Source organism: Rhodohalobacter sp. 614A (genome assembly GCF_021462415.1).
Taxonomy (GTDB): Bacteria; Bacteroidota; Rhodothermia; order Balneolales; family Balneolaceae; genus Rhodohalobacter.
In genome coordinates, this window is the sequence record NZ_JAKEDS010000001.1 from 1,348,721 (window position 1) to 1,375,090 (window position 26,370).

Consider the following 26,370-nt stretch of genomic DNA (forward strand, 5'->3'; position numbering starts at 1 on the left):
AGTATTATTTATTTAGATTTATAATGGTTTAGTTTACATGGGCATGTCTGGCAGACTCCAAGGAGCTCTGTATTCTTTCTTAATCAAGCCATTCGCAAACTCAAGAGCATTTATTGGATCGGTATATTCTCGACTAAAGGTCGGGTTACCGTCTTCTATATTGAAGCCATCTTTAATAATAATACGCAATTCTTCGTCAGAACCAATATTGGTGAACTCCATGTTTTCACCATCCCACTTCAGTTCTTTGTCGAGTTCCTGAAGACGAACAGCGAGAACTCCCATCACAACCATTTCATTAAATGGTCCGGATTTATCGAAGGATGATTTGGCTTCGGTTCTATTTTCAGGGCTTTCTTTACAAGCACGAACCCAATCCATTTGATGGCCTGCTTCGCCCTCAAGTTCACCTACTTTAACACGTCGTTGTGTTTTAGGAACATTGGGGGTATTTCCAGAGAGTAACCATGGATCAGATCCATAACATCCATGAACCAGTGTGTCTTTGGTTCCGTGCATAAGTACGCCACCTCCACGATGGTTCATGTCTCTGCCTTCTGGCCATCCTTCTGGTTTGAGGGGCTGAAGTCCGCCATCATACCAATGAACTTCTACTTCCGGAAGAGTTCCAAAACTGCTTTCCCGTTCAGGATAGGTTAAGCGCACACGCTGTGCGGTTGGAGCAGATTCCTGAAGAAGAAGTGTTGAACTACCCTGTACTTTTGTCGGATAGCCAAGTTCAAGAGACTTAAATGGTGCGTGCAGAATGTGGCAAGCCATGTCTCCTAAAGCTCCGGTTCCGAAATCCCACCAGCCGCGGAAGTTCCAGGGGGTGTAAATTTCGTTGTATGGACGCATTTCAGCAGGGCCAATAAACAAATCCCAGTTCATTGTATCGGGAACAGCTTGCTCCTCTTCAGGAACGTTCAGGCCTTGTGGCCAAATAGGTCGGTCGGTGAATGCTTCAATTTTTGTTACATCTCCAATTACGCCATTTTGAACCCATTCGGTTACAAGGTTAATACCTTCACCGGAAGCTCCCTGATCTCCCATTTGAGTAGCAACGCCATATTCAGCGGCTAATTTGGTCAGCAATCTTGATTCGTATACGGTATGTGTCAATGGTTTTTCAACGTACACATGTTTGCCCATTGTCATTGCATGAGCAGCAACAATAGCGTGAGAATGATCAGCCGTAGCAACTACCACTGCATCAATTTCGTCTCCCATTTCGTCGAACATTTTACGCCAGTCCCAATATTTTTTTGCATTGGGATATTCATCAAAAGTACTTTGAGCATAACGCCAGTCAACGTCACAAAGAGCTACGATGTTTTCAGTGTCTTTCATGGGTCTGAGGACAGCAGCACCACGACCACCAATCCCTACACCAGCAATGTTTAATTTATCACTGGGAGCCCGGTGTCCCAAACCGCTGATAACCGTGCTTGGAAGAATGGTAAACCCCGCAGCAAAGGCAGCTGATTTGCCTAGGAAGTCTCTGCGGGAGATACCGCCATTCATAACTTTTTTATCTAATTTTTTCATGATATGGGTTTTTTATTATTGAATTCAATGAATAAAAGATGTTGGAAAGTTTCTTAGTGGAAGCGATAATCTTCTGAAGAATATTCGTTGTACCAAATGGTTAGACGAACTTTCCAGTCTATTAAGACATACGTATATATTAATCTTTTTTTGATGTTACTTCAATTTAAAACAAGAATGATTTATTTCAATCTGTTTAACAGATTTTTAAAACTTGTCAGCCTGCTATTTCGTTATAAATTTAATCGGCTGTCAATGAAACAAAAGCGAAAAAATAAACTTATACATTTAGAGTTTATAAAGAAGAATCTGCCATTTATCCATACTCATCAAACAAGTCCAGTTATGAAAAAAGTATTCGTTACATTCGGTTTAATCTTTTTATTAATACCCATCGCCAACACTGTAAATGCACAGTTTGCCATAGGTGCTTCTTACGAAGTACGATCGGAGGACCCCAAGAATGGATTTGGTTTTAGAATGGAGAAAGGTTTTCTGGAAGGAGTACCACTTTTAGACCTGGGGCTTCGGGCTCACTTCAGCTACTTCAATGAAACGAATGAGCTCAGTTTGGACGACCAAAGTATAAGCACCGAGATAGATGTTTATGATTACGGGTTGGCACTCCTCGGCGGGGTAAAGTTAGGCCTTGTAAAACCTTATGTTGGATTGGGAGTAGGGAACCAACAGTTTAAGTTCGATCCTGAAGAAGTTGTTGGTGATGAATCAAGTTTTTACTGGAATGGTTTTGGTGGTGCGGAAATCACGCTTTTGCCACTCTTTAATCCATTTATTGAATATAGAATTGCACATTTAACAAGTGCCGATGACATTGATATCGACAATATCAGCCGGTTGGCTATTGGATTTAATTTGAGGTTTTAATCTGTTGAAATAACCTTTTGAATATATTTCCGGAGGTTTGAAGCGGAAGAGAAATCTCATTACACCTGCTCATTTCAATAAAATGAAATATTCCTTAGTTTATGTAGACTGTATTTAAATAAGTGACTTTATGTTGTAGTCGCATTCAGTCTGCATAAACATGCTTCTTGAAGTTAAAAATATTGCGAAAGCCTTTGTAAAAGGCATTCCGGTTGTAAACCAAACAACCTTTAATGTCCATAAGAACGAGATTTTTGCCCTTCTCGGGCCAAGTGGTTGTGGGAAAACAACAACCCTCCGCCTCATCTCGGGATTTGAACATTTGGACGATGGAGAAATTTATCTGAATGGCACCTTGCTTTCATCTCTTCAAACACATGTTTCTCCTCAGAAAAGAGGGATTGGTTTTGTTTTTCAGGATTATGCTCTTTTCCCCCACATGTCTGCTCTTGATAATGTGGCGTTTGGGTTAAAAGATTTGCCCAAACACAAGCGCAAAGTATTTGCAGAGGAAGTGTTATGCAGAACCGGAATGGGAGATCACAAAGATAAAGGACCTGCCGAACTATCCGGCGGGCAGCAACAACGCGTAGCACTTGCTAGGGCGATTGCACCGGAACCCGAGTTGATTCTGTTGGATGAACCCTTCTCGAATCTTGATGCCATTCTCCGTGATTCGACCCGGAAAGAGGTTCGATCCATTATTAAAAAGGCAGGAATGAGTGCAGTACTTGTTACTCATGATCAGGAAGAAGCACTCTCTTTTGCCGATAGAATCGGTGTGATGAATAATGGCTGCATCGAACAAATCGGGACCCCGGAGGAGGTTTATTATCAACCCAAAAATAAATTTGTTGCCCAGTTTCTTGGAAGAACCAATCTGTTTGAAGGAGATATTGCCGATACGGATACCATCGAAACGAAAATCGGTCACCTGAAGCTAAACCGGAAAGCAAAGGGCAAAATCACTTGTTCCATTCGGCCTGAGCATCTGACAATTGAAAGTTCGAATGGATCGTCCGGTGAATTCAAAAAAGGAATTATTGTAGCGAGAGAATTTAAGGGGCACGATATTACCTATCATGTAGAGTGCGACGGAGAGAGATACATTGTTCATACAGACAACAGGATTTTGTTTGAACAGAACGATGAGGTGATTGTAAAACCCCTTGAGTCGGCGGTGGTTTTGGAACAATAGGTCCGTTTTATTTTAAAATGGAAATGGACAAAAATCTTCGAAACGAAGAGTGTGAGTTGCCGTAAGAACAAGTCCGAATCCGCAGAAAAAATCATTAATGACACGGCATTTATTTCTTCTTCTTTTATTTCTAATAGTCTCAATAACCCCGGCATTCTCTCAGACAGAAGTTCGTGGTATAGTTATTGATTCTGAATCCGGTGAAAGCCTTCCTTCTGCCACAGTTGTTATAGAAGGAACTTATAAAGGAACCATTACAAACGAAGATGGGCTCTTTTCTCTATCGGTTGATTCTCTTCCCGTTACTCTCAACATTCGTTACATCGGCTTTGAAACTTCAAGAATTGAGATTACAAAACGCTCTTCATTACCTGTTCGGGTTGGCTTAAAACCATCCGTTACCGAGCTCGAAGAAATTGTGGTAACAGAACGCGATCCCGGACTTTCAATCATGGAATTGGTCATTGAAAGAAAGAAACTCTGGAGAGCAAATCTGGAAACGTATCAGGCAGAAGCGTACACACGTCAAATTCTTAGCAATGATACGTCCATCGTTTCCATCAGCGAAAGCAGCTCTCTTGTTTTCTGGGATGATGAAAAAGGGCATCGCGAAATCCAAATATCAAGAAAACAAACATCAAATATTTCTGAGGATCAGAATTTTGCCGGTGTTAATTATCAACCCAATTTTTATGATGACAATGTGGAAATTGCCGGCTACAATATTGTTGGAATTACACATCCTGATGCACTGAAATTTTATCACTTTGAACTGCTGGATGTCAACCAAATGGATGGCAAACCGGTCTATAAAATTGGAGTTACGCCCCGCCGGCAACGGCAGCCAACGTTTATGGGCACGGCCTGGGTGCTGGGACGCGATTATGCACTGATTGAAGTAGACCTGAAACCCAACGATGTTGTAAATTTTCCTCCGCCAATCCAGGAATTTAACCTCTCGTATCAACAACAGTTCAGTAACTATGGCGGCGAATTTTGGCTCCCGGTAGATATGCGGGTAGACGGCTCTGTGCGAGTGGGAATGGTAGGATTACGTTTCCCGCCGTTTTTATTCAGTCAAACTTCAAGAATATCCGATTACCAGGTAAATGCCGTTCTACCGGATTCAATTTACCAGGAGCACGACGTTTTTATCAGGGCTGATTCTTCATTCGCCGGAAATCGTGAGGCTGTGATTGAATCAATTCCCCTGACTGCCGAGGAGGTTTCAGCCTATGAAACCATCGACAGTACCCGAACTTTCGAAGAAGCTTTTAAGCCGGAAGGTTTTCTCGCCAATATGGTGGATATGGATGACGACAGCAGCGATAATGATTCAGGACCTTTCAGTAGAATTACGAGCTGGCTTCCTGATGGTTTGGGAATAAGAGCCCGGTTTAACCGGATGGATGGATATCATCTCGGCTTAAAATACCGGAACAGAATGAATGATATTGGCCTGACATTTTCCGGATATGGCGGCTACAGTTTTCACAGTGAGTTGTGGGATATGGGTCTTTCTATAAATCAGGAGTTATTTGATGCTGGAAATACCTCGTTTATTTTGAACGCCGGTTATGAATATGGAACAGACACCCGGTTTTTATCTCCAATGTATTCACTTGGTTTTAACAGCCTGCAAACGCTTGTGTTGGGTACAGAAGATTATTTTGATTATTTCAGAAATGAAAAAATGTTTGCAGGAATCACGATGGAAAATCTGTTTCCAGAACTGGATGTGACAGTAACGGGGAATCGGGAATTACACAACTCTTTTGATGAAACCCCGGTCTTTAACTACAGTTTGTTTGGTTGGCATAAAGATCGCAGACCAAATCCGGCAATTGATGAAGGGACATTACAATCAATTTCACTCAATGTAGCTTATAATAAAGTGCCGAAAGATTTCGGATTTATGGGAAAAAATCAGGTCATTTTAATGGCTGAACACAGCAGCGATGCTCTTGGAAGTGATTTCGATTTTACAAGATTTTCCGCACAGGTTGACGTACACATTGAAACGTTTTACCAACGAAGGCTTTTTGCGAATGCACTTGATCTCTTCTTTGCCGGGGGAACCTACCTTGGAGATTATTTGCCATTGCAACGGTTTGGAAGTGTTGACGGAGCTATGAACCGGTTTACTCCTTTTGGTGTGATTAAAACCCGCAAATCAGTTCCATATGTGGGCAGACGATATTGGACCGCATATGGGGAGCATAATTTCAGAACGATACCATTTGAACTGCTTGGTATCGATTATCTTGTGGATAAGGGCTGGGGAATTATCCTGTTTGGTGGCGCCGGCTATGCGGATGCTAAAAACGAAGATCCCTATAATCTGTTGATTTCAGATGATATTCATACAGAGATAGGGGCAAGTTTGAACAGTGTATTTGGAATTATTCGGCTGGATTTTGCTAAACGCCTCGATGCTCCCGGATTCTTTATCGGGTTTAGCGTTCCAAAATATTTTTAAAAATCACATCAAATAAAAAAGGCGAACTGAAAAGTCCGCCTTTAAAATCTATTCTATTATTTAGTTGAATCAGTTATTCATTGGAGTGAATGAATGAGGATTCACCGGATGCGATTCCGCTCTTCTGTTCTTCTCACAACCGGGGGTATTTGCATCCATTTCGGCTTCGGCACATGGCACAGGTGCTTTCCCTAATCCGCGGAGCTCAATCCTATCTTCACTGATTCCGTTTCTCTTATAAAAATCTGCTACCGAATTCGCTCTCCTCACACTTAAGCGGAGGTTGTACTGGTCGCCGCCAATGTGGTCGGTATAAGCATCAACCCGAACACTAAATGCTTGTGCTCTCAGCAGTCTTTCAACGTTGAGTGACAAGAGTTGAGCAGCTCTGTCGGTAATGTTTGATTGATCAAATCCAAAGTTAATCGTATTCATGGAACCTTCTCGGATAAAAGGAGGATCTTCAGGATCAAGGGGATCTGTACCTTCTTCAATTTCAAGGCCATCACTGAATCCGTCGCCATCAGAATCATTATTTATTGGATCTGTACCATATTCATTTACTTCAGCGCCATCATCCAGGCCATCGCCATCTGTATCTGTATTTAGCGGATCGGTTTCGTGCACATTTACTTCATCACCGTCACTCAAACCATCACCGTCAGAATCCGGATTCAATGGATCCGTATTGTAAACATTTGCTTCATCTCCATCACTAAGTCCGTCTTCATCAGAATCAGCAACCAGAGGATCTGTTCCATATTCAAAAATCTCATCGTAATCGTTCAATCCGTCATCATCTGTATCAGGCTCCAACGGATTGGTCTCGTAAACGTACAGTTCATCGTAATCATTTACGTCATCACCATCGCTGTCTCTCTGTTGGAGTTCTTCGTCAGAAAGGCTCCGAAGGTATTCAATGGTTAGGGGATCAGGCTCAGGTCCGGGACCGCTTGGCCCACATCCGGATAAAATCAGTGCAGAAATGAAAAGTGTAAAAGAAACAATCTTGAGTGGTTTGAGCATATCTTGTTGGATTATTTGGGTATTTCCATATGTTTTTTGCTTATATACCAAAAATAAAGAACCGCAAAGGCAATCAAAAGGTTTTTTGACTTATAAACTGGAAACATGATATATTAGGTCTCTCGTGAGGGGCTATAGCTCAGCTGGCTAGAGCGTCGCGCTGGCAGCGCGAAGGTCCGGGGTTCGAATCCCCGTAGCTCCACATCACTCTCCAAATCTAAAAGATTACTGTTAAAAGTTATAGCGGTTTTAGGTTTAGATTTACTGTAAAAGCTTTTATCTTAGGGATTCGGGCAAGTTCCATACAGCCAGCTCCCTGTGAACTCCGTCAGGGTCGGAAGGCAGCAGCGGTAGCAGGTCGTAGCGGCGTGATATGGGTAGCTTGCCCTCTTTTTTTATTTTTTTCGGGGATAAAAAAGAGGAGTAGAAGTTGCAGTTCTTTTATACATGTTTATTAAAAAACAATAAATATTATACGGGTCTTCGGTATGGGTATCGCAAAAGAAACTTATTTACGAGTTAATGAACCGCATGTAGTACATGAAACCATAGAAGGCGAAGCCATCTTATTGAATTTAAGTACCGGGAATTATTACAGCATTGAATGGCCGGGAACGGTTATTTGGGATCTGATATGCGAATCAGGTGATGTTGATGGGATAAATCAAGCCTTTCAGAAAGCGGATAAAACCAAGAGAAATGAGATTGAGAAAGCGTTCGATGGATTTCTGAAAACTCTCGTCGAGGAAGAATTGCTGGTAGTGGATGAGAAAAGTTCACCTGTTCCTTTTGAAGTGGACAAACAAACTGCAGAGGAATTTAAAAAAGCAGTGGAGAAGCTCGACAAACTCAGCCTTAACAAGTACTCGGATATGAAAGATATGTTGCTTTTAGACCCGATCCACGATGTTGATGAAAAGGGCTGGCCAGAGCCCAAAAAGGAACCTAAACAAGAAAAATAGTGCAATCGAGTGTTGGGGGAGCTTTCCCGAGCCCATCCCAGGAAATGCTTCTCAAAGCAGCATTGATGGATAAAGATGTTGCTCTGCCAGCGTGGAAGCAATGGAGAAAAGAAGTAGATTTCGAATTAGATGTCGATCATGGTTCATTTCGGTTGCTACCCCTTACCTATCATAATCTTTCCTCATTTGGCTATTCAGATGATCTTGTCGAGGGCCGCTTAAAAGGAATTTACCGGCAAGCCTGGATTAAAAATCAACAGCTTTTCTATAAAACCGGAACGGTTCTCGAGACGTTGCATAAAACTGGAATTAAAACAGCCGTTCTGAAAGGGATTGCTCTCACCGAATGGGTCTATAAAAATTACGGCATCCGGCCTATGGCAGATATGGATATTCTGGTCCCATTTACAGAGGCTCACCATGCAATTGACGTTTTAAAAAATACCGGTTTTGTTTTACAAGACACTCATCTGCTTCAGCATAACCTGGATTATGGCAGGGGTATAGCTTTCAAGGATGCGGACAATACTGAAATCGATCTTCACTGGCACGCCATCAGCCATGCTCACGAAAATATTGAGATCACAGATTTTTGGGATGAAGTGATCCCGATTGAAATTGCCGGGGTGAAGACACATATTTTCTCCGCCACGGATAATCTCTTTCATACCATTGTCCACGGAATACGGAAAAACCCCGAGCCACCTATTCGATGGGTTGCAGATGCCGTTACCATCATCAATTCAAAAGATGTTTCTGTGGATTGGCAACGACTTTTGTTGTACTCACAAAAGCTTCGGGTGTACCTTCAGATAAAAGAGGCCTTGTTGTATATTAAAAAACATTTTGGTGCCGATATTCCTCGGGAAGTGATAGACCAAATTAATAACTACAAACCTTCTTATGTCGAAAAAGTTGTTTATTGGCATGGGAAGAAAATCGGTGATAACGCTCTTGAGTTTACATTTTCCGATCGGGTTTATTCATTCTACGCCAGATATTTGCGACAAACCAACCGGGAAGGATTGGTGTCCATTCATTTTGGATTGATTGGATATGCATTAGATAGAATGAAAGCTCGCCTGAAAGAGTAATTGTTCTTCCGGAATTTTAATCATGTAATAGATAATTTTCGATTCGTCAATACATTACATGTAGGTGACAAAATCACACTTTATAGAAAGAAGATGGTAAAGCGTAGCTTTGGGATGGATATTGTACCGGTGGGAATGAATATTCCCCAACGGACTGAAGAAGAACAGCTTCAGTTTTTTGAGCAGTGCATTGATTGTTATTCAGAGGCAGTAAAAAGAACAGGTGAGATTAAACACTATTACAATATTGCCGGCACTACGGTGTGTTTTGTTTTTGCGGGTGCTTCTCTTATTCCGCTATTAACACCGGCTTTATCGCATCTTCGTTTGCCGGCGAAGTCCGAAGCCGAGGCAACCATTTATATCTGGGACTCTGAGTCAACCGGGGTTGACATGGCGGCGCCGCCTTGCGAGAATACACATTTCACAGATCGGGGCGATATTTGGGGATTTAACAGTGAAAGAATAAAAACAGCTTTCCACTGGAGTGAATTTTCAGTGAATGTGATGGATATGGATTCAAACAAAGCTGTGTACTGGGTGAAAAATCCCGACCATCTGCCGTACTGGGCCACTTCCTCACCATTCAGAACGATTTTTCATTGGTGGATGGAAAAAAACGGCTGCCAGCTTATGCATGCGGCTGCCGTTGGTACCGATGACGGAGCTGTTCTAATAACTGCGAAAGGAGGGGCAGGCAAATCTACCACAGCGCTTAGTTCTCTGGTGGATGGAATGTACTATCTTTCGGATGATTATTTGATTGTAAAAAAAGATCCGGTTCCTAAAGTGTTTACCCTGTACAGCACCGCAAAAATTGGTGTGAACGACAAACACCGATTTACTGAATTGGAGGGATATAAAGCTGAACATCTTGAGCAGGATCAGGAAAAGGATGTTATTTATCTCTACCCGGCATTTAAAGGCCAGATAAAAAATGAGCTTCCGATTAAATCCATTTTAATGCCCTCTATCCAAAAAGATCAGGCAGAGACAACCTTTTCGTCCATATCTTTTTGGCAGATTTACAGGGCTATGTCGTTTACAACGATGTCGCAATTGCCGGGTGTTGGAATCCATACTCACGATTATTTCAAAGAGCTGTGTGAGGCCGTCCCATGTATGACGCTTAACCTGGGAAGTGATATCGAAAAAGTGCCGGTTGCATTGCGCAATCATTTAAAAAATCCTGAGTATAAATATTCAGCAGCAAAAACGGGTATTCATCAGAAAGATGATATTCCATTGGTAAGTGTGATCATACCTGTCCATAATGGCGAGAAATTTATCGAAGAAGCCGTGGAGAACGTTCTCAGCCAGGATTATCCTGCCGTTGAGATTATTATTGTGAATGATGGATCAACGGATAATTCCGACTTTATCATCAGAAATTTAAAAACGGACGTACGATATTTCAGCCGCCAAAATTCGGGCCCGTCATCTGCAAGAAATACGGGGATTAAAGATGCTTCTGGAAAATACATTGCTTTTCTTGATGTAGATGATTTATGGCCGGAGAATAATCTTTCCTATTTGGTAGAGCTCCTTGAAGAGAACGAAGATTTGCATGTCGTACGCGGGTATGCCCAGTTATTCAGAGATGCAAAAGCAGGTGGAAAGGAATACTTGGGAAATCCTAAAGAATCGTATGAATTTTACATCGGAGCCGGTCTTTACCGTGCGGATGTATTTTCGAAAGTTGGCTTGTTTGATTTGGGATTACTTTTTGGTGAAGATACGGATTGGTACAATCGTGCGCGGGAAGAACACATTCCCATCAAATGGCTGGATGAAGTAACTTTGTTTGTTCGCAGGCATGGGGAAAATATGACAGAAGGAAAAACTCTTGCTGAGCTGAACAGGCTCAGGACGGTTAAGAGAGCCATTGACCGGCATCGATCCTACAAAGACAAATGATTTTATGGTATCGCAAAGCCATAATAATCCACTGGTATCTGTTGTGCTTCCGGTTTATAACGGGGAGAAATATATATGCCAAGCCATCAGAAGTGTACTTTCACAGGAATATAATCCCCTTGAAATTATTATTGTGAACGATGGCTCGACGGATCAAACCGAAAAATGCCTCAAAGATTTTGATGGACTGATTACGGTCATTAACCAGGCCAATTGTGGTCCCTCTCTGGCAAGGAACAGGGGAATTGAAGCTGCAAATGGAGCGTATATAACCTTTATGGATGCAGATGACATTTGGGCGCCCGGTCATATATTCTTTCACTTGGGGCAGTTCAGGAAATACTGTAATCTTGAAATATCAGTTGGATTAACTGCTGAACTAGATTTCGATTTTCCTGAAGACATCGACATAAAAAAGGCAAAAGAGAGAATTTTTTTACACTTGGTGATGGGTGCAACGATGATAAAAAAAACTGTTTTTAAGAAGGTAGGCCTGTTTGATGAGGAACTGTTTTTAAGGCAGGATACAGACTGGTTCTTAAGAGCAAGAGAGCTTGGATTAAAAATGGGGATTGGGCGGGAACTGGTATTATTCTACAGGAAGCATCCCCATAACAGAACGAATAATAAAGCAAAATCGAATTATTATTTGTTTAAGATTCTTAAGAAGGCGAAAGATAGAAAATCCAAAAATCATCTTTTATCTCAACAGGAAATACCCAAATCGGAAAATCTGGATGATCTGATTGATGTTTGGGATAATATTTCCACCGAGGTTGTAAACTGAAATGGAACCTGCGAAAAAAGTTAGTGTAATCATTCCCGTCTATAACGGCGAAAAATTTGTTGGAGAAGCTATTGAAAGTGTTCTCGGGCAGAGTATAAAACCGGCAGAAATTATTGTTGTAAACGATGGATCTGAAGATACTACAGAAATTGTATTGAAGAAGTTTAAAGATAAGATTCGATACGTTTACAAGGAAAATGGCGGGACAGCATCCGCCCGGAATTGTGGATTGCGAACAGCACAAGGGGAGCTAATCGGATTTTTAGATGCTGATGATATTTGGCTGGAAAATAAATTAGAACGGCAACTTCAACTATTTCATGAAAACCCTGAATACGAAATTGTACTTGGCCTCTTAAAGCGAATTCCAATTTCAAAGACAGAAGAAGCTTTAAAAATAAACCATGAGGATGGCGAGTATGCGGTGTCAGCCGGAAGTTCACTGATTAAAAGAAAAGTTTTTGACAAAGTTGGCACTTTTGATGAAGAAATGGGATTCTGTGAAGATGTTGACCTGTTCTTAAGAATTCTCGATTCAGAAATCAAAGTATTTGGCCATAAGGATGTTGTACAATTTTACCGCCGCCATGACCAGAATATCACGCTGGATAAAAACCGCTCCTTTCACGATTTACTCAGGGTTTTTAAAAAAACAGTTGACAGGCGAAGGAAAGCCGGTAAAAATCTTCCCGATTTAGCAAAAATGGGAGCCATTATGGAGTTTTGGCAGTCGTAAATACAATAGGCATCAGGCCATTGCAACCCACTTATTTTATTATGGAAAGCAAACCATCTGTTAGCGTAATTATACCGGTTTATAATGGTGAGAAATACCTGGACGATTCCATCAAAAGTATTCTTCAGCAAACCATACAGCCTCTTGAGATTATTGTTGTAAATGACGGTTCCACTGATGGCACAGAGAAAATCGCGAAGAAATATGGGGACGTTATTCGGTATGTTTATCAGCAAAATGGCGGTGTTGCAGCAGCGCGGAACAAAGGATTGGAACTGGTTCGGGGAGAATACATTGCTTTCATAGATGCTGATGATATTTGGGTAGAAAATAAGCTCGAATTGCAATTAGAACTATTCCGTAAAAATCCGGACCATGATATGGTGATTGGTCTGCTTAAACGGATTCCGTTCTCAAAAACGAGCAAAATCATTCATGAGGAAAGTAAAAATGGAGAATACGTGCTGCAGTTTGGATGTGCGATTCTGAAAAAGAAAATCTTTGATAAGGTTGGCATATTTGATGAGAGTATGTTTATAGGGGAAGATGTGGATCTTTTTTTAAGAATATTGGAAGCCGGGATAAAAGTTTGGAGCCATCCGGATGTCGTTCAATATTATCGCCGGCATGATCAAAACATAACTCTCGATGAGAGAAGAAAGAATTTTTACCTTCTGAAAGCGTATAAAAAATCACTCGACCGGCGCAGAAAATCAGGGAACAGAAAGGTTGAAGATTTGCCGAAATTAGGGAACATTGAAGAAATCATTAGTTACTGGAAGTCTCAATGACTCGGTATTTGATTTCATTATTTTTGAAAAGTATTGCACACCAAAAAAAACTCAAGCCACCCTTTTCTTGAATGTGGAAATAAAGAATAAAAACCTTATGATAGTTGTGCAGAATGCACTTCAAAATATCGAAAGGGGTAAATTTTAATTTTGCCAGGTAGCTAAAATAATGTCTTTTAAAGAATCCATTAGTGTAATTATTCCGGTTTACAACGCCGAGAAATATTTGGCAGAAGCCGTTGAAAGTGTGCTGGCCCAAACGATTCAGCCACTGGAAATTATTTTGGTCGACGACGGCTCAACCGACAAAAGTGTTGAAGTAGCCCAAAAATATTTTCCTGACGTTCAATTAATTTGTCAGGAAAACAAGGGCATTTCGGGTGCAAGAAATACAGGAATCAGAATTTCCAAGGGAGAATTGCTGGCTTTTTTGGATAATGATGATATTTGGCCGGAAGATCACATAGAAAAACTTCTCGCACTTCTTCATTCAAACGAAGATCTGCAGATGGTTTTTGGGCACGTTCAGCAGTTTATCAGTGGGGATGTGAAATCTCCTGAAAAGCGAATCCCTCAGGGCCAGGAAATTATGCCGGGTTATGTGGCAGGTGCTTCGCTTACCAAAAAAGAGGTGTTTGATGAAGTTGGGCTTTTTAATGAGGAGTTGATTTTGGCCGAATATATCGATTGGTTTTCTCGCGCCAAGGACGCCGGCTTCAAGTTTGAAATTATTGATGACATTGTTTTAAAAAGGAGAATTCACACCGATAATATTGGCATCAAGAAACGGGAATACCGTGGGGATTATATTAAAGTTTTAAAAGAGTCTATTAACAGAAAAAGAGAAAACAAAGGAAGGGACAATTGAACTCCGCTGTTACTGTTTTTTTGAACTACTTTTGCCGAAAATCTGATGGCTGATAAAGATGAATTGATACATGAAGTAAAAATCTACGTGGACAAATTCAGAAGCTGGAAGAGACGTGTTCTCGAAAAAAAAATCAGCTATTATAAACACTTGGTCCGCCAAACAATCCGGGGCATTTCTTTTAAAACGCGGGGCGATAAAATTGAGGAATTTGGTGAGATTCTTCATTCCAATTCTGAAATCTACTTTACAACAGACCTGGTAAAAACAGGCTTTACAGATCAGCTTATTGGCTTTTCTTTTTTATACAAACTGGGATTGGGTTTGGGGTTAAAATATCATCACACCCGGTTAAGCTCGCACAGGAGTTCGGTTCCTTTTCTTTTCTATCCATATTCAAAAGAAAAACTTCCGGGTAAAGACCAATCAGATATTTTTGATTTTTTAGGGTTGAATTCTTTCCTCAAAAGAAATTTCGGCCGGAATTTACCCGACGGCACAAAAGAAGTTAAAATCAACATGGAGGCAACGCTTTTTAGGAGTAACTCTGTAAAGAATTATGAGACGCTGATTGATGAAATGAAGGTGATTCTTCACCCTTTTTTGAAAAACGACCGGACGATTCTTATTACGTTTGAATGCAGTCCGATAACCTATTTTAAATATTATAAATATGTCGCATCAAAGAGAGAACATGAGTTGGATTTTCGCCAACTATTCAGAGACATGGAGAGTGAAAATCAGTTTAAATCGACCTTCAAAGAGAATACTAAAAAAGTGATGGTCCACATACGCCAGGGTGATACAGGTGTTCTGAAAACTCCCTGGAATACATTTATCCCAACGTGGTACGAGACGAAAGGAAAATACACACAATTCCAAAAAAGGCAGGATATATCACATCGGTTACTGATTGATGTAGATGAGTTTTATAGATTTTTGAAGGATTTACTGAAACAATTTGATGCATCGGAAATTTCGGCGGCTGTTTTTTCGGATGGATTTAAGAAGACGTTTCGGGCCATTTATCAGTCCTACAAAGTTGAGGATATTTCTCATAAAGAAATTTCAAAACTGAAGGAGATAGAGTCTACATATGATGAACAGGAATTTCAGGAATTTCGAATGTTACCCGGGGTGGAAAGCGTCATCGGCGAAGAGGTTGAAAAACTGTACAAGTTTATTCACTCGTTTATGGAAGCCGAAATTTTAATTTGCGGTACACAGGGGATCATGATTCCAAAGTTTTTGGCAACTTATGGTGACCAGACAAAAATGCCTCTGATGATTATGCTCTACAAAACTGAAAGGCCGTATTTAAATCATGTGGGTTTCGACAATTCTGAGGACTTCATGATTTTTGTTGATATAGAAAATTATGATATCGACATGGTTTCGAAACAGGTGAAAAACTACTTCAATCAACGAGATTTAATTTCAAAATGATAAGATGTTACAAAAGCCATTCAGGTAGATATTAGGAGCACATATTGTTCAGGCCGGCAATCATATCGATTAAGAAAAGAGCCAAAAGTATAAAGAAAAGCCTTCTTCAAACGTACTACAAAATGCTTTTTTCTCTACAAAAAGATACCCTCCGGAAATTCGATAAACTGGTTGCCGAAAGAGAGAGCTATTTTACGGTTGATGTTGATACAGGGGGATTTACAGACCAGTTAATCAAATTTATGGTTTTTTATTCTTTTGGCACTTCGCTGAACTGTAAATACTATTATACGCCGATACAATCGGAAAGAAGCAGTGCTTTGGAGGGAAATACAAAAAATACAGATAAAGAATACAGCGATATTTTTGACTTTTTGGGTTTGCAGGATTATTTGAAAGAGATTTCCGTGGATACTGCAAAACTCGACAGCAAACCATACACTCTGAAATTGGACGAGTTTTTCTTTCTTGAGAGAGGATTAGAGAGTAAAGAGCTGATTATCGCGTACCTGAAACTGAAGCTGTATCCATCCATAAAAAATCAGAAAAAAGTAAACATCAGGATTATGCTGGAAGGGTACAGTTCTTTTTTTGGAATCTATAATAAACTGGATGGTTGTGAGGATTCAGGTCTTGATTTTAGGTCTGCTTTCCTCAAAAAACACAGTCAAACAGAACAGCAGATTTCGGGACAAGATTTTTCAAACAGGGCTATCGCTCACATTCGCCAGGGAGATACCGCCATGATTAAAACTCCATGGAACACATATGTAAATGTTTGGGGAGACTCTAAGATATCGATGAAAGAGTTTGATGATCCCCGGAAAGCCCGTGCAACAGGCCATATAAAAATTGAAGAGTATTATGAGTTTTTGAAATTATTATGCGATCATTTTGAGAATGAACTTACTCCTCTCACTGTCTTTTCGGATGGGTACAAACGAGCCTTCAACAATTGTATTTTCAACCAAAACAAGTTGGGCTTTACGGAATCGCAAGTGGAGAAACTTGCCGAACTCTCAGAAATCTATGACCGGCAGGCATTTCGAATATTTGATAATGACAGTCGTTTCCACCTCAGAATAGGAGAAGAGGACGAGAAACTTTACCAGATGATACAAATGCTTCTTCATGCCAACATTGTAGTGATGGGTACGCAGCAGAGAATGGTACCCAAGTTTCTGTCTGTTTATTGCAATGCACGGAATATGCCTTTGGTGATTGTTTTATATAACAAGGTGATCCCCAATCATCTTGGATTTGCAAGAAGGGAGTTGATAAACAGCTATCTTTTTGTGGATATAAATAATTACAGCATTCAGGATATTGCAGATCGAATAAAAAAACTTCTCAAGAAGAAGGCTGAAGAAAGTGAATCCGCGCTATAGATTTTTCTCAATATCCGTGGCGATATGATTCGCATGAATACGCGTATTTTCGATAAACAAACTGCTGGTATCCATCCCGCCACAAACCACACCAGCCACATACAATCCCTTTCGGTTGGTTTCCAGGGTTTCAGCACTATGAATAGGCATCCTGATTTCATCGGGTGAAAGTTCGATCCCCAGGTTTTCCATCAACCCAAAATGCGGGTGATAACCGGTCATTGCCAGTACAAAATCATTGGGTATTGTCACCTTTCCATCTGGGGTTTGAATATCCACTTCAGTTTCCCTGATTTCGAGTACTTCAGAATTGAAATATCCCTTGATGGAGCCTTCCTTGATCCGGTTTTCAATATCCGGCTTTACCCAATATTTGATGGTTTGTTTTAAGGTGGGCTCTCTGACCACAACCGTAACATTCGCTTTACACCGCCAGGTTTCGAGTGCGGCATCTGCGGCTGAGTTTCCAGCTCCCACAACAAGCACATTTTGCCAGGCGTATTTGTGGGGATCGTCATAATAGTGAGATACTTTTGGCAGTTCTTCGCCCGGCACGTTCATCAGGTTTTCCTGGCCATAGAAGCCGGTTGCCAGAACCACTTTTTTTGCCTCATAATTGCCTTTCGACGTTTTAACAGTATAACTTCCATCCGTTCCTTCGAGTGCATCTACTTCTTCAAACAAGTGGATATTCAACTCATAATGTTCAGCAACCCGTCTGTAGTATTCCAGGGCTTCTCTTCGCGTAGGCTTTGGCCCGTGTGAAATAAACGGAATATTTCCAATTTCCAGACGATCCGACGTCGAGAAAAAGGTCATATTTGCGGGGTAATGGTAAATAGAGTTAACCAGACATCCCCGTTCGATGATGATCGATTCAATATTTTTCCGTTGTAATTCTATAGCTGTTGCCAATCCGATGGGGCCGGCCCCGATAATAACTACCATGGTGGAATTTTATTTGATTGCATAATGACTTTCAGAATCTTAAAAATACAAATCAATAAGGTTTAATGTCATACGATGTCGGAAGAACGATTTCTTCCTTTTCATTTTAAATGAATGTTTTTCTATTCATTCCAATAAGACAGTCGATTTATTATTTTGCTGAGATGATCATTGGAAATGGATTAATAGCATCCTCTTTTTCAAAGACTCCACATTCATACTCAGATGTGGTGATTTTTGCCAGTGGAGTCTCAAATTCAAATGAGAAATCTATTCTCGCATTTAAATGAGAAGAGGAGTTACTGTTGGCAACACTTACCGAACATACAGAGAGAAAGGTTGTTTACTTTAGTACATGTGCCATTTCTCAGGAGAGAATTTATTCAAAATCGCCATACTTGCAGCACAAACGGATGATGGAAGCGTATGTAAAGCAGCATCCAACTTACCTGATTATACGATTGCCCAATTTGGTTGGCGGTACCGGAAACCCCGAGAACCTGGTAAATCTTTTGGCCAGAAAAGTTCGGCAGCACGAAGTGATCGATATTTGGAAGAATTCAATCCGGAATATTCTTGATGTGGAAGATGCCGTTCAAATAACAAATCAACTTGTAGAGAAAGATATTTTCAACAAGGTTATAAAAGTAGCCAGTACAGTGAATTATAGAATCGAGGAGATAGTAAGTGAGATTTCTGTTTTTTATGGAGCAAAACCGCGCACAAATGTCATTACCAAACCGCCTGATTTTGAGATTTATCCGTCGGAAATTGTCAGGGATATTATCGGGGAATTAGGGCTGAATATGGATAAACTGTATTTCAGAAGAATTCTGGAAAAGTATTTTAACAATCAGAGAAATATTCCGGTTACAAAGAGAGAACCGGATCAGGTAAACGAGGAGAAATAATCGCCGATCTTTTGATTCAGCCAACCATTCGGCAAACTCCAAAAACCAACATGTCCGCCTTTACGCGGGAAATACGCAGTGAATTTTGAGTTGTTCTGAATCTGTTCTGCCGGCGTCCATTCAAACGGACACAAAGGATCTTGTTGGCTGTGAATGACCAGAGTTTCTGTTTGAATCTGATCGATGAAAAATCCACTTGAGCATTGGTGATAATAGTCCTCCGCATTTTCAAAACCGTGGATTGGGCCGGTCACCTGGTCATCAAATTCATAAAGAGTAGATCCTTTAAAGCCCGGAAGGTCAGGATATGTTTGTTGTTTTTCTTCCAGTTTTTTAACCAGGGTTTGCAAAAAAAGCAGAGAATAAATGCGGTTAAATCCTTTTTCCAGGTTTACCGATCCTTGCTTCAAATCAAATGGAGTAGAGATTACGGCACCGGCCCGAAGCGGGTGATGTGTTCCATGCTTTTTTAGATAATTCAGAAGTGTGCTGCCACCCAGCGAGAATCCCGCCGCATAAATCTTTGAGGCTGGAAATGATTCGTGAACCCAGTTGAAGACGGTTTCCAGATCCTCAGTCTCGCCGGAATGATAAAACCGGCGCTGATTATTCATTCGACCTCCGCAACTTCTGAAATTCATCGCAACTACTGAAAAATTACGGTTGATAAGATGTTCAGCAAGTTGAGTGATGTAAAACCTCCTGGAGTTTCCTTCAAGCCCATGAAAAAGAACAACCACTGGCTTGCCGGTTCCCCGGTTGACCACATCCAGCTCAAGGAAATCCTCATCCGGTGTATCAATCCGGATTTTTTCTGAATGCAGATTGGGTGAATCGAACACCAGGGAGCAAAGTACGGTATGAGCATGCCCGTTGAAACACCAAGGGGCCGATTTGAAAGCGGGAACACTATTCATCATAATCCATAAAATTAAAAAAGATGATAGATATATGCAGTGCTTCAAAAAAGAAAGAGGAAGGAAATCAATCCCTCTTGAAACTTGTTTTTAAGTACAAAACCGCAATTCATCACAATTAATTAATAAATGGCGGAAGATTTTGGCAGACACTTTGTTTATCATTTTACTGATGTCTAACCAACGGCCGTAATTCATGACTGAAATTTATTTTAAGAAACCTGTTAAACGGGTTGCCGCAGTTGATTTGGGTACAAACTCGTTCCATGCTGTAATCGTGGATATTTATCCCGATGGAAGTTTCTATACGATTGACAAACTAAAAGAGATGGTTTTGCTGGCCGAAAAGGGAATGGAGAACCGATTATCTGACGAAGCCATGGATCGGGCCCTGAATGCTTTGTACAAGATTAAAACACTTTGTGATCACCAAGGGGTAGACCGCATTCTCGCGTATGCAACCAGCGCTATTCGGGAAGCAGAAAATGGGGGCGAGTTTATTCAGCGTGTTATTGATGAAGTAGGAATTAAAATTGTTGCCATTCCCGGCCGGGTAGAAGCTGAATTGATTGGACTCGCTGTTCAGCATGGAGTGGAAATGCCGGATCATCCGTCACTCATTATGGATATTGGCGGCGGCAGTGTTGAATACATTCTTGCCGATAAAGAGAAGTTTTATCACCTGAGCAGTAAAAAGATGGGAGTGGGCAGGATGACCGCCAAGTTTGTGGATCATGATCCAATCTCGAAAGACGAGATTCAAACCCTTACCGATTATTACAGGGATAACCTGTCGGATGTGGCACAATCTTTTGCATCTAACCGGGCCGCTTTACTTATCGGTTCTTCCGGTACGATGGAGAATATCGCATTGATGATTGCCTACAGAAAGAAGCAATCTCCAAATATGACAGTCAATGAGATTGAATTCTCATCAGAAGAGTTTTTTGAGTTTTATGACGAGGTTATTTCCATGAATTACGACGAACGCTCGAAGCTGAAGGGACTTGATGAGAAGCGAATTGCCCTGTTGCCTGCCGGTCTGGTTTTGGTGCATTATGTGTTGAAGAATTTCGGAATTAAACGGGTCAAGATTTCCTCTCAAGCTTTACGGGAAGGCATTATTCTGAGATATATCAACCAGGAGATGAGTCACATCAAAGAGAGAGAGTTTATTGAAAGTCCGCGCCGCAGAAGTGTCATGGAGCTGGTTCATAAATGTGACTGGCATGAGCAGCATTCCAAACATGTGGCAAAACTGGCTGTCCAGTTATTTGATAATTTTCAGGAGGAACTGGAACTAAACGATGTGGATCGTGAACTGCTGGAATACGCTTGTTTTATGCACGACATTGGCTATCATATTTCTCATCGGAAACATCATAAACATGCGCTTTATATCATCCGAAATGCGGATCTGAAAGGGTTCAAGGAAAATGAAATTGAGATTATGGCCAATGTAGCCCGTTATCACCGCAGGTCTACGCCCAAGAAACGCCACACGCATTACCATAAACTTCGCGAGAATGATAAGAAGCGTGTAAGAAAGCTTTCTGCCATCATGCGTATAGCCGACGGACTGGACAGAAGCCATTACCAAAATGTGTTGGCGATGGCTGTCGAAAAAGGTTCTGATGAAATTATCATCAGGATTAAAACGGAATCTGACGCCCAACTGGAGATTTGGGGAGCAATGAGAAAGAATGCTCTTTTTGAAGAAGTAACCGGAAAGACATTGAAGATTCAAGAGGTCGAAAGCTTGACAGCCGTAATGGCTTAGTCGGAATAAGAATAAGAGATTATTTCTTCTCTGTTTGTTTTTCCTGATACTCCTTAAGCTTCTGAATATACTCGTAGCGTGCCCGAATACCCGCCCGGTTGCCAAAATAAATTCCCAATCCACATGCAAGGACAAGCACTGCAAGAATAAGAATCTCATCAGTAGAAATGGCAGTAGCAGAGATTACGATCCAGCAGGCCGGCGGGAGAAATACCAGAACTCCCAGCAGGTTATGTAATTGGGTGGGTGCAGGCACTTTCCTGATGTATCGCTTCACAACAGTGAAAACCAGATTCATATATACAAATCCAAATACAAGGAGTACGACCAGTCCCTCCCAGCCGGGTTGAGCTACGAAGGTTAAAAACCGGTTTGTAAATAAAATGATGGCAAGCGAAATCATGATCGCCCATGTCGAGTAAGCAAAAAGCCTGGCTTTATCCTGCATGTTTATAAGTTGTTTTTGATTTCATAAAGTATCAAACATTATTGCCAAGTTTCTAACCAGATCTTAAAAACGAGGTCTGCGCCCATTTGGTGAAGAGCTTCTTTCGAGATTATTCAACAACGGTAATTTCTGGAAAAGTCCCTGTAACTTTCCGGCCTGTAACGAGAGGCGGAAGGAGTAGTACTGGAACTCTCCGAATGGACTAAACTGGAATGATAAATTCCAGCAAACCATTTCCCGGTTTAAACTAAATTGAGAAGGTGTCAGCTCTTTTTCGATAAAGTCGTATCCCATGCGGGTGCTCACGCTCCACTTCGGGGTCAGGTTAAATGTAATCCCGTTGGCATTTAAAACTGCTGATTTGGTGGCTTCCCTGTTTGGCCGGTAGGACCAGCGATAGCTAAAATCGAGCCCCATCCTGAACGGGGAGTTAAAATGCTGAATGGGTTGTGTATAAAAGCGTGAATCCACAGGGCCGAAGAACGTCTGATCGTACGGATCATACGGCCGGTATGGCGGGGTTGAAATTCTTGCTCCCCGTCGTCCCCCCAGACTTATATCGGTCGAGACACTAAAACTGTAACTCAGCGGCTGCAAATATTTATTTGATTCCTGCCAGATAAAGCGGTCAATTTCCCCGCCATTATCATTTCGGGCATAAAACGAGTATGAGGCGCTTGCCCGTATTCGAAAATTATTAACTACACTCGATGTGAGTGAGACATTCATATTTCCAAAGTTCAAACTATCGGCGGCAAAATTATAGCTTGATGTTGCCGATAAGTTGTCGATAATCCGAAGAGTTTCCGAGTTAATCTCTCCCGTAGAATCTCTGCGGACTCTCTTGGTTTCCAGGATATTGGTAATGCCAAATGACATGGTTCGTTGTTCGCCCGCTGACGGCCCTCCAACAACACCTTCGTCAAAGATGGAATATTTTCGGGTATTTCCGAGTGTATCCGATTGAACTTCGCGATAATAACCCCATGTGTCACTGGAAAAATCCGGTTTGTAACTAAAACTGATGGTAGGCCTGACGGTGTGGCGAATTCCTTCGAAGTTGCCGATTTTTACTTGGGAGATCCCGTAAAATGTTGTGTTGAAATTCAGGCTGGTGGTAAAATCACGGGCAGTGGTAAATCCACTTTTGTAGGAGGTTTCAACCGCATTTTCTTCTTCGTTAAATTCTCTCCGAATGGTAGTGGGATACCAGTATTCATTAAAATTTACATTGGCGCTTATATTCAGAAAACGGCTTGGAATAATTTGCCCGGCATTAACCTGTGCACGTTGAATGAATCCGTATTGAAGATGCTCATCATTCCCGGTAGTTTCTTCATACTTCTGTTTGTCAAAAAGAGCTTCAAACCAGTTGGCATTCCCGGATAAAGAAGTATCTGGCCTGAATGAATATTCAGATTCAAAACTATTTCGATAAGTTACAGATACCCGCTCATACCATCGCTCGTCTGTTGAACCCGGACGATTTGATTTGAATGGAGAAAATTGCCGAAGCGAGAAATCCATTTTTGGTCCGGTAAGTCGTGTTGTATTTGTATTGAACTGTTGGTTCAGATTAGAGCTTACACTAAAGTTAAACAGGTTTTCGGGGTGATTATACCGGTATGAAATCCGTGAAGTACTACTGGTTTGAGCACGATCATCAATATTAAATGAGTTTCTGCTGAAATAGTCACTGGTTCTAAGATTGATATTAGCAGAGATATTTGCATACGGCGAAAGCTCCTGATCGTGTGTGATCGATAGGTTTTTGGATACCGTTTCTCCATATCCAGGGTCGGTAGATTCAAGCCCTCTTTCCTTGGAATAACCCAGCATAATACTTCCGTTAAACTTGCCGGTTCTTCTATACTGCATTCTGGTTTCATTAAAAAAGGTACCGGAAGTAAACAGGTCAAAAGAGGTTTGTGCAGTAAAATAATCGCTGAAATACTGGAACCAGCCCAGGTTTTGAAGTCCAATTCCCCTGGCTGATGTATTTTGGAATGCATACGTGGGTTCAAGTAATCCCGATTGCTTTTGTTCAATTCCCGCGGGTACATAACCGAAAGGGAATACCAGCGGATAGGGAATGTCCAAAATGAAGAGCCGTGCATTGGTGAAAAATATTTCTTCTTCCTCCACAACTTTCATTCGGTCGGCCTGGATGTAGTAATACATATGAGTTGGGGGACATGTGGAATAGATGCCATCCTCAATAAAAACCTCATCTCTCGAAACGTTTTTTACTTTGGTTCCGATCAGGTGCCCTTCCTGGATGCTGATTTCGGCGACTTCGAATTTTCCCCGTTCCGTTTCGTAATTAAACAGAATTCGCGTACTTCTGAGTTCTTGTTCGTCTCTGGTGAGAACCGGGTACGATAATGTGTCTTGAGGCGAGCTTGCCGTTGCCTGAACCTGGCTTTCATTAAGATTGAGCTCAACAGAACCGGCAGAAAGTTGTCCGCTCTCATGTTCTACATTTGCGGAACCGTAAAGCATGGCAATCCGCTGTTCCCCAAATGAAAACGTCAGGGAATCACGCGCCTGGAAATTGACGGCATCTTCTATGGCCTCGCGCTCGGCTCCCCGGCTTTGGGCCGTCTGTGTAGTTTGTCCGGATTCCATTTCGGGAGAAAAACCTCCGGGGGAAATAGAGGAAGTATCTGGCGGGGAAATCTGCAGTGTGTCCGGTTGTAAATCCAGTAAACTGTCCGGAGGAACGGTTTGCAAAGTATCGGGTTGCACAGATTCTAACGTATCGGGTGGAGAAACCTGTAAAGTATCCGGCTGAATTTGTGCGTACGCATCTCTGCCTTCAAGAGAAAAGACGAGAATAATGAGCAAAAAAAGCCAAATTGAAGGATTTCCCGATAGGTGATTTTGCATGTTTTAAGCTAAGCATCACAGCTCTTCAAACGCAAGGCTTGCTGCTCCCAGGAGTGCGGCGTCATTTCCGAGTGATTCATAAATAATATCGAAGTCCTCGAGAAATGGAGGCATCAATAATCTTGATGCAGTTTCTTTAGCCGGATCCAGAATAAATTTCCCGGCCTTGGCTACACCTCCGCTAACAACAATCTTTCTGATGTCAAGAACATGTATATAATTAACAATGGCATAGCCGAGCTTTTCGCCGGTTTTTCTAAGAATTTCAATAGCCAGAGAGTTACCCTCTTTTGCTGCATGATAAAGGTCAACAGGCTCAAGCTTTTCAAAATCTTTATGAAAGGTTATATAAAGCGGGTTGTCCGGATGCTGACGAATCGTATCAGCTGCGTAACGGCTTAAAAAACGTTGTCCAAGATACGCCTCAATGCCACCGCGTGTATTACTGTTAGATAACGGGCCATGATAGTCAATAATTACATGGCCAAGTTCTGCAGCCATGCCGGTGGTTCCGCGATAAATTTTGTTGTTGAAAATAATTCCACCGCCAACTCCCGTACCGAGAGTGACCATAATAAAATTGTCGAGATCTTTTCCCACGCCAAACCGGGCCGAACCGAACGCCGCAAGGTTGGCATCGTTTCCAATCACACATTTAAAACCGGTTCTTTTTTCAATCTGATCGGCAACATTTTCTACTTTAAAGCCTGGAAGATTCGGAGGGCTTTTAACCACTTTTCGATCCATACTTACCATTCCCGGCATGCCCATCCCGATTCCGATTGGCTTTTCATCATGGCCTTCCAGAAGGTCGGCTACAGCCATCGCAATTCTGTCGAAGACATGGTCTTTACCCATGTCGGCGTGAGTTGGAATGGAGCTTGTTTTAACAAATCCTTTTTTCCTATCAACAAGGGCGGCCTTGATGTTTGTACCGCCTAAATCAATACCAATAGCAATCATATCTTTTCATTATGTGAAGTGACATCTATTCAAAAAAGAAAAGAATTGGCCATGGAAGCAAAGGTTATTCGTCCGTTTTTTTAACCTTATAAACCGTTTCATCCGGTTTCTTCATGCCGTAATCTTCCCGGGCAATCTTTTCAATCAGATCCGGATTATTTTCCAGCTCCTCAATTTTTTTCTCCAATTCGGCTGCTTTTTCGTGATACTCTGCTGTCCGCTCAATCAAATCATCTTTTTGATTTTCTAACTGTATTTTCGTCATTAAACTGTATGTATCAAAAAAAAGAAACCAGATAGCGATACAGGCTGCGAGCAGGCTGATGAGCAGGGACTTGTTCCAACGCAAAGGATTTAAATACTCGGTGTTCATGGTTCTGTATCGATAT

General features: G+C 41.5%; 22 protein-coding genes, 1 tRNA gene and 1 other RNA gene. 16 read left to right on the forward strand and 8 right to left on the reverse strand.

The annotated features are described in order from the left end of the window. Window positions 1–33: 33 nt before the first annotated feature. On the reverse strand, window positions 34–1,524 hold the full coding sequence (locus L0B18_RS05355) for a Gfo/Idh/MocA family oxidoreductase (RefSeq protein ID WP_370647529.1): 1,491 nt from the start codon (window positions 1,522–1,524) through the stop codon (window positions 34–36). Between the two features lie 369 nt (window positions 1,525–1,893). Between L0B18_RS05355 and L0B18_RS05360 the strand changes: the two genes are divergently transcribed. The 3 genes from L0B18_RS05360 to L0B18_RS05370 all read left to right on the forward strand — a co-directional run bounded on the left by L0B18_RS05360 (window position 1,894) and on the right by L0B18_RS05370 (window position 6,110). Continuing rightward, window positions 1,894–2,433, forward strand: a complete 540-nt coding sequence (locus L0B18_RS05360; protein ID WP_234569201.1) for an outer membrane beta-barrel protein — start codon at window positions 1,894–1,896, stop codon at window positions 2,431–2,433. Window positions 2,434–2,593: 160 nt separating this feature from the next. Next, entirely contained in the window at window positions 2,594–3,631 is a 1,038-nt protein-coding gene (locus tag L0B18_RS05365) for an ABC transporter ATP-binding protein (RefSeq protein WP_234569204.1), read from the forward strand. Window positions 3,632–3,728: 97 nt separating this feature from the next. Beyond that, window positions 3,729–6,110 carry a DUF5686 and carboxypeptidase-like regulatory domain-containing protein gene (locus L0B18_RS05370; protein WP_234569207.1) on the forward strand — a complete coding sequence of 794 codons (2,382 nt, stop codon included), beginning with the start codon at window positions 3,729–3,731 and terminating at the stop codon, window positions 6,108–6,110. Between the two features lie 69 nt (window positions 6,111–6,179). Here L0B18_RS05370 and L0B18_RS05375 read toward each other — a convergent pair whose 3' ends face one another. Continuing rightward, the gene (locus tag L0B18_RS05375; protein WP_234569210.1) at window positions 6,180–7,136 is read right to left on the reverse strand and encodes an OmpA family protein; all 957 of its coding nucleotides are present in this window, start codon (window positions 7,134–7,136) and stop codon (window positions 6,180–6,182) included. 128 nt (window positions 7,137–7,264) lie between these two features. Between L0B18_RS05375 and L0B18_RS05380 the strand changes: the two genes are divergently transcribed. From L0B18_RS05380 to L0B18_RS05430, 11 genes are all read left to right on the forward strand, one after another. After that, window positions 7,265–7,338: transfer RNA gene (locus L0B18_RS05380), tRNA-Ala, on the forward strand. 89 nt (window positions 7,339–7,427) lie between these two features. After that, window positions 7,428–7,527, forward strand: an RNA gene (ffs, locus tag L0B18_RS05385) — signal recognition particle sRNA small type. A 97-nt stretch (window positions 7,528–7,624) separates the two neighbouring features. Beyond that, entirely contained in the window at window positions 7,625–8,098 is a 474-nt protein-coding gene (locus tag L0B18_RS05390) for a PqqD family peptide modification chaperone (protein WP_234569213.1), read from the forward strand. Then, window positions 8,098–9,192, forward strand: coding sequence for a nucleotidyltransferase family protein (locus tag L0B18_RS05395; RefSeq protein WP_234569216.1), 1,095 nt, complete (start codon window positions 8,098–8,100; stop codon window positions 9,190–9,192). Before L0B18_RS05390 ends, L0B18_RS05395 begins: the two co-directional genes overlap by 1 nt. Window positions 9,193–9,285: 93 nt before the next feature. Next, window positions 9,286–11,109, forward strand: coding sequence for a glycosyltransferase (locus tag L0B18_RS05400; RefSeq protein ID WP_234569219.1), 1,824 nt, complete (start codon window positions 9,286–9,288; stop codon window positions 11,107–11,109). A gap of 4 nt (window positions 11,110–11,113) precedes the next feature. Further along, window positions 11,114–11,896 (forward strand): glycosyltransferase family 2 protein, encoded by a 783-nt coding sequence (locus tag L0B18_RS05405; RefSeq protein ID WP_234569223.1) that lies wholly within the window; start codon window positions 11,114–11,116, stop codon window positions 11,894–11,896. 1 nt (window position 11,897) lies between these two features. Then, a complete protein-coding gene (locus L0B18_RS05410) occupies window positions 11,898–12,632 on the forward strand; it encodes a glycosyltransferase family 2 protein (protein WP_234569228.1) in 735 nt (244 codons plus the stop codon). Window positions 12,633–12,673: 41 nt separating this feature from the next. Continuing rightward, window positions 12,674–13,423 (forward strand): glycosyltransferase family 2 protein, encoded by a 750-nt coding sequence (locus L0B18_RS05415; RefSeq protein ID WP_234569243.1) that lies wholly within the window; start codon window positions 12,674–12,676, stop codon window positions 13,421–13,423. Window positions 13,424–13,592: 169 nt separating this feature from the next. Further along, window positions 13,593–14,291, forward strand: a complete 699-nt coding sequence (locus L0B18_RS05420; protein ID WP_234569261.1) for a glycosyltransferase family 2 protein — start codon at window positions 13,593–13,595, stop codon at window positions 14,289–14,291. Between the two features lie 45 nt (window positions 14,292–14,336). Further along, entirely contained in the window at window positions 14,337–15,737 is a 1,401-nt protein-coding gene (locus L0B18_RS05425) for a hypothetical protein (protein WP_234569279.1), read from the forward strand. A 122-nt stretch (window positions 15,738–15,859) separates the two neighbouring features. Further along, complete coding sequence (locus tag L0B18_RS05430) at window positions 15,860–17,125, forward strand: hypothetical protein (RefSeq protein ID WP_234569282.1); 1,266 nt, start codon at window positions 15,860–15,862, stop codon at window positions 17,123–17,125. On the opposite strand, the gene L0B18_RS05435 is transcribed toward L0B18_RS05430, so the two are convergent. Continuing rightward, window positions 17,120–18,073, reverse strand: a complete 954-nt coding sequence (locus tag L0B18_RS05435) for a YpdA family putative bacillithiol disulfide reductase (protein ID WP_234569287.1) — start codon at window positions 18,071–18,073, stop codon at window positions 17,120–17,122. The two genes, L0B18_RS05430 and L0B18_RS05435, sit on opposite strands and share 6 nt — an antisense overlap. A gap of 305 nt (window positions 18,074–18,378) precedes the next feature. Here L0B18_RS05435 and L0B18_RS05440 point away from each other — a divergent pair, with 305 nt between their 5' ends. Next, entirely contained in the window at window positions 18,379–18,984 is a 606-nt protein-coding gene (locus L0B18_RS05440) for an NAD-dependent epimerase/dehydratase family protein (RefSeq protein ID WP_234569288.1), read from the forward strand. On the opposite strand, the gene L0B18_RS05445 is transcribed toward L0B18_RS05440, so the two are convergent. Further along, window positions 18,963–19,904 (reverse strand): YheT family hydrolase, encoded by a 942-nt coding sequence (locus L0B18_RS05445; protein ID WP_234569289.1) that lies wholly within the window; start codon window positions 19,902–19,904, stop codon window positions 18,963–18,965. The two genes, L0B18_RS05440 and L0B18_RS05445, sit on opposite strands and share 22 nt — an antisense overlap. 193 nt (window positions 19,905–20,097) lie before the next feature. Here L0B18_RS05445 and L0B18_RS05450 point away from each other — a divergent pair, with 193 nt between their 5' ends. After that, the gene (locus L0B18_RS05450; RefSeq protein ID WP_234569290.1) at window positions 20,098–21,681 is read left to right on the forward strand and encodes a Ppx/GppA phosphatase family protein; all 1,584 of its coding nucleotides are present in this window, start codon (window positions 20,098–20,100) and stop codon (window positions 21,679–21,681) included. Between the two features lie 19 nt (window positions 21,682–21,700). On the opposite strand, the gene L0B18_RS05455 is transcribed toward L0B18_RS05450, so the two are convergent. The 4 genes from L0B18_RS05455 to L0B18_RS05470 form a co-directional block, all read right to left on the reverse strand. Next, on the reverse strand, window positions 21,701–22,129 hold the full coding sequence (locus L0B18_RS05455) for a hypothetical protein (RefSeq protein ID WP_234569293.1): 429 nt from the start codon (window positions 22,127–22,129) through the stop codon (window positions 21,701–21,703). 63 nt (window positions 22,130–22,192) lie between these two features. Then, window positions 22,193–25,018: a putative LPS assembly protein LptD gene (locus tag L0B18_RS05460; RefSeq protein WP_234569295.1), complete on the reverse strand. Its 2,826-nt coding sequence runs from the start codon at window positions 25,016–25,018 to the stop codon at window positions 22,193–22,195. 15 nt (window positions 25,019–25,033) lie between these two features. Further along, on the reverse strand, window positions 25,034–25,981 hold the full coding sequence (locus L0B18_RS05465; RefSeq protein ID WP_234569317.1) for an ROK family protein: 948 nt from the start codon (window positions 25,979–25,981) through the stop codon (window positions 25,034–25,036). Between the two features lie 64 nt (window positions 25,982–26,045). Further along, entirely contained in the window at window positions 26,046–26,354 is a 309-nt protein-coding gene (locus L0B18_RS05470) for an FtsB family cell division protein (protein ID WP_234569320.1), read from the reverse strand. Window positions 26,355–26,370: the final 16 nt, after the last annotated feature.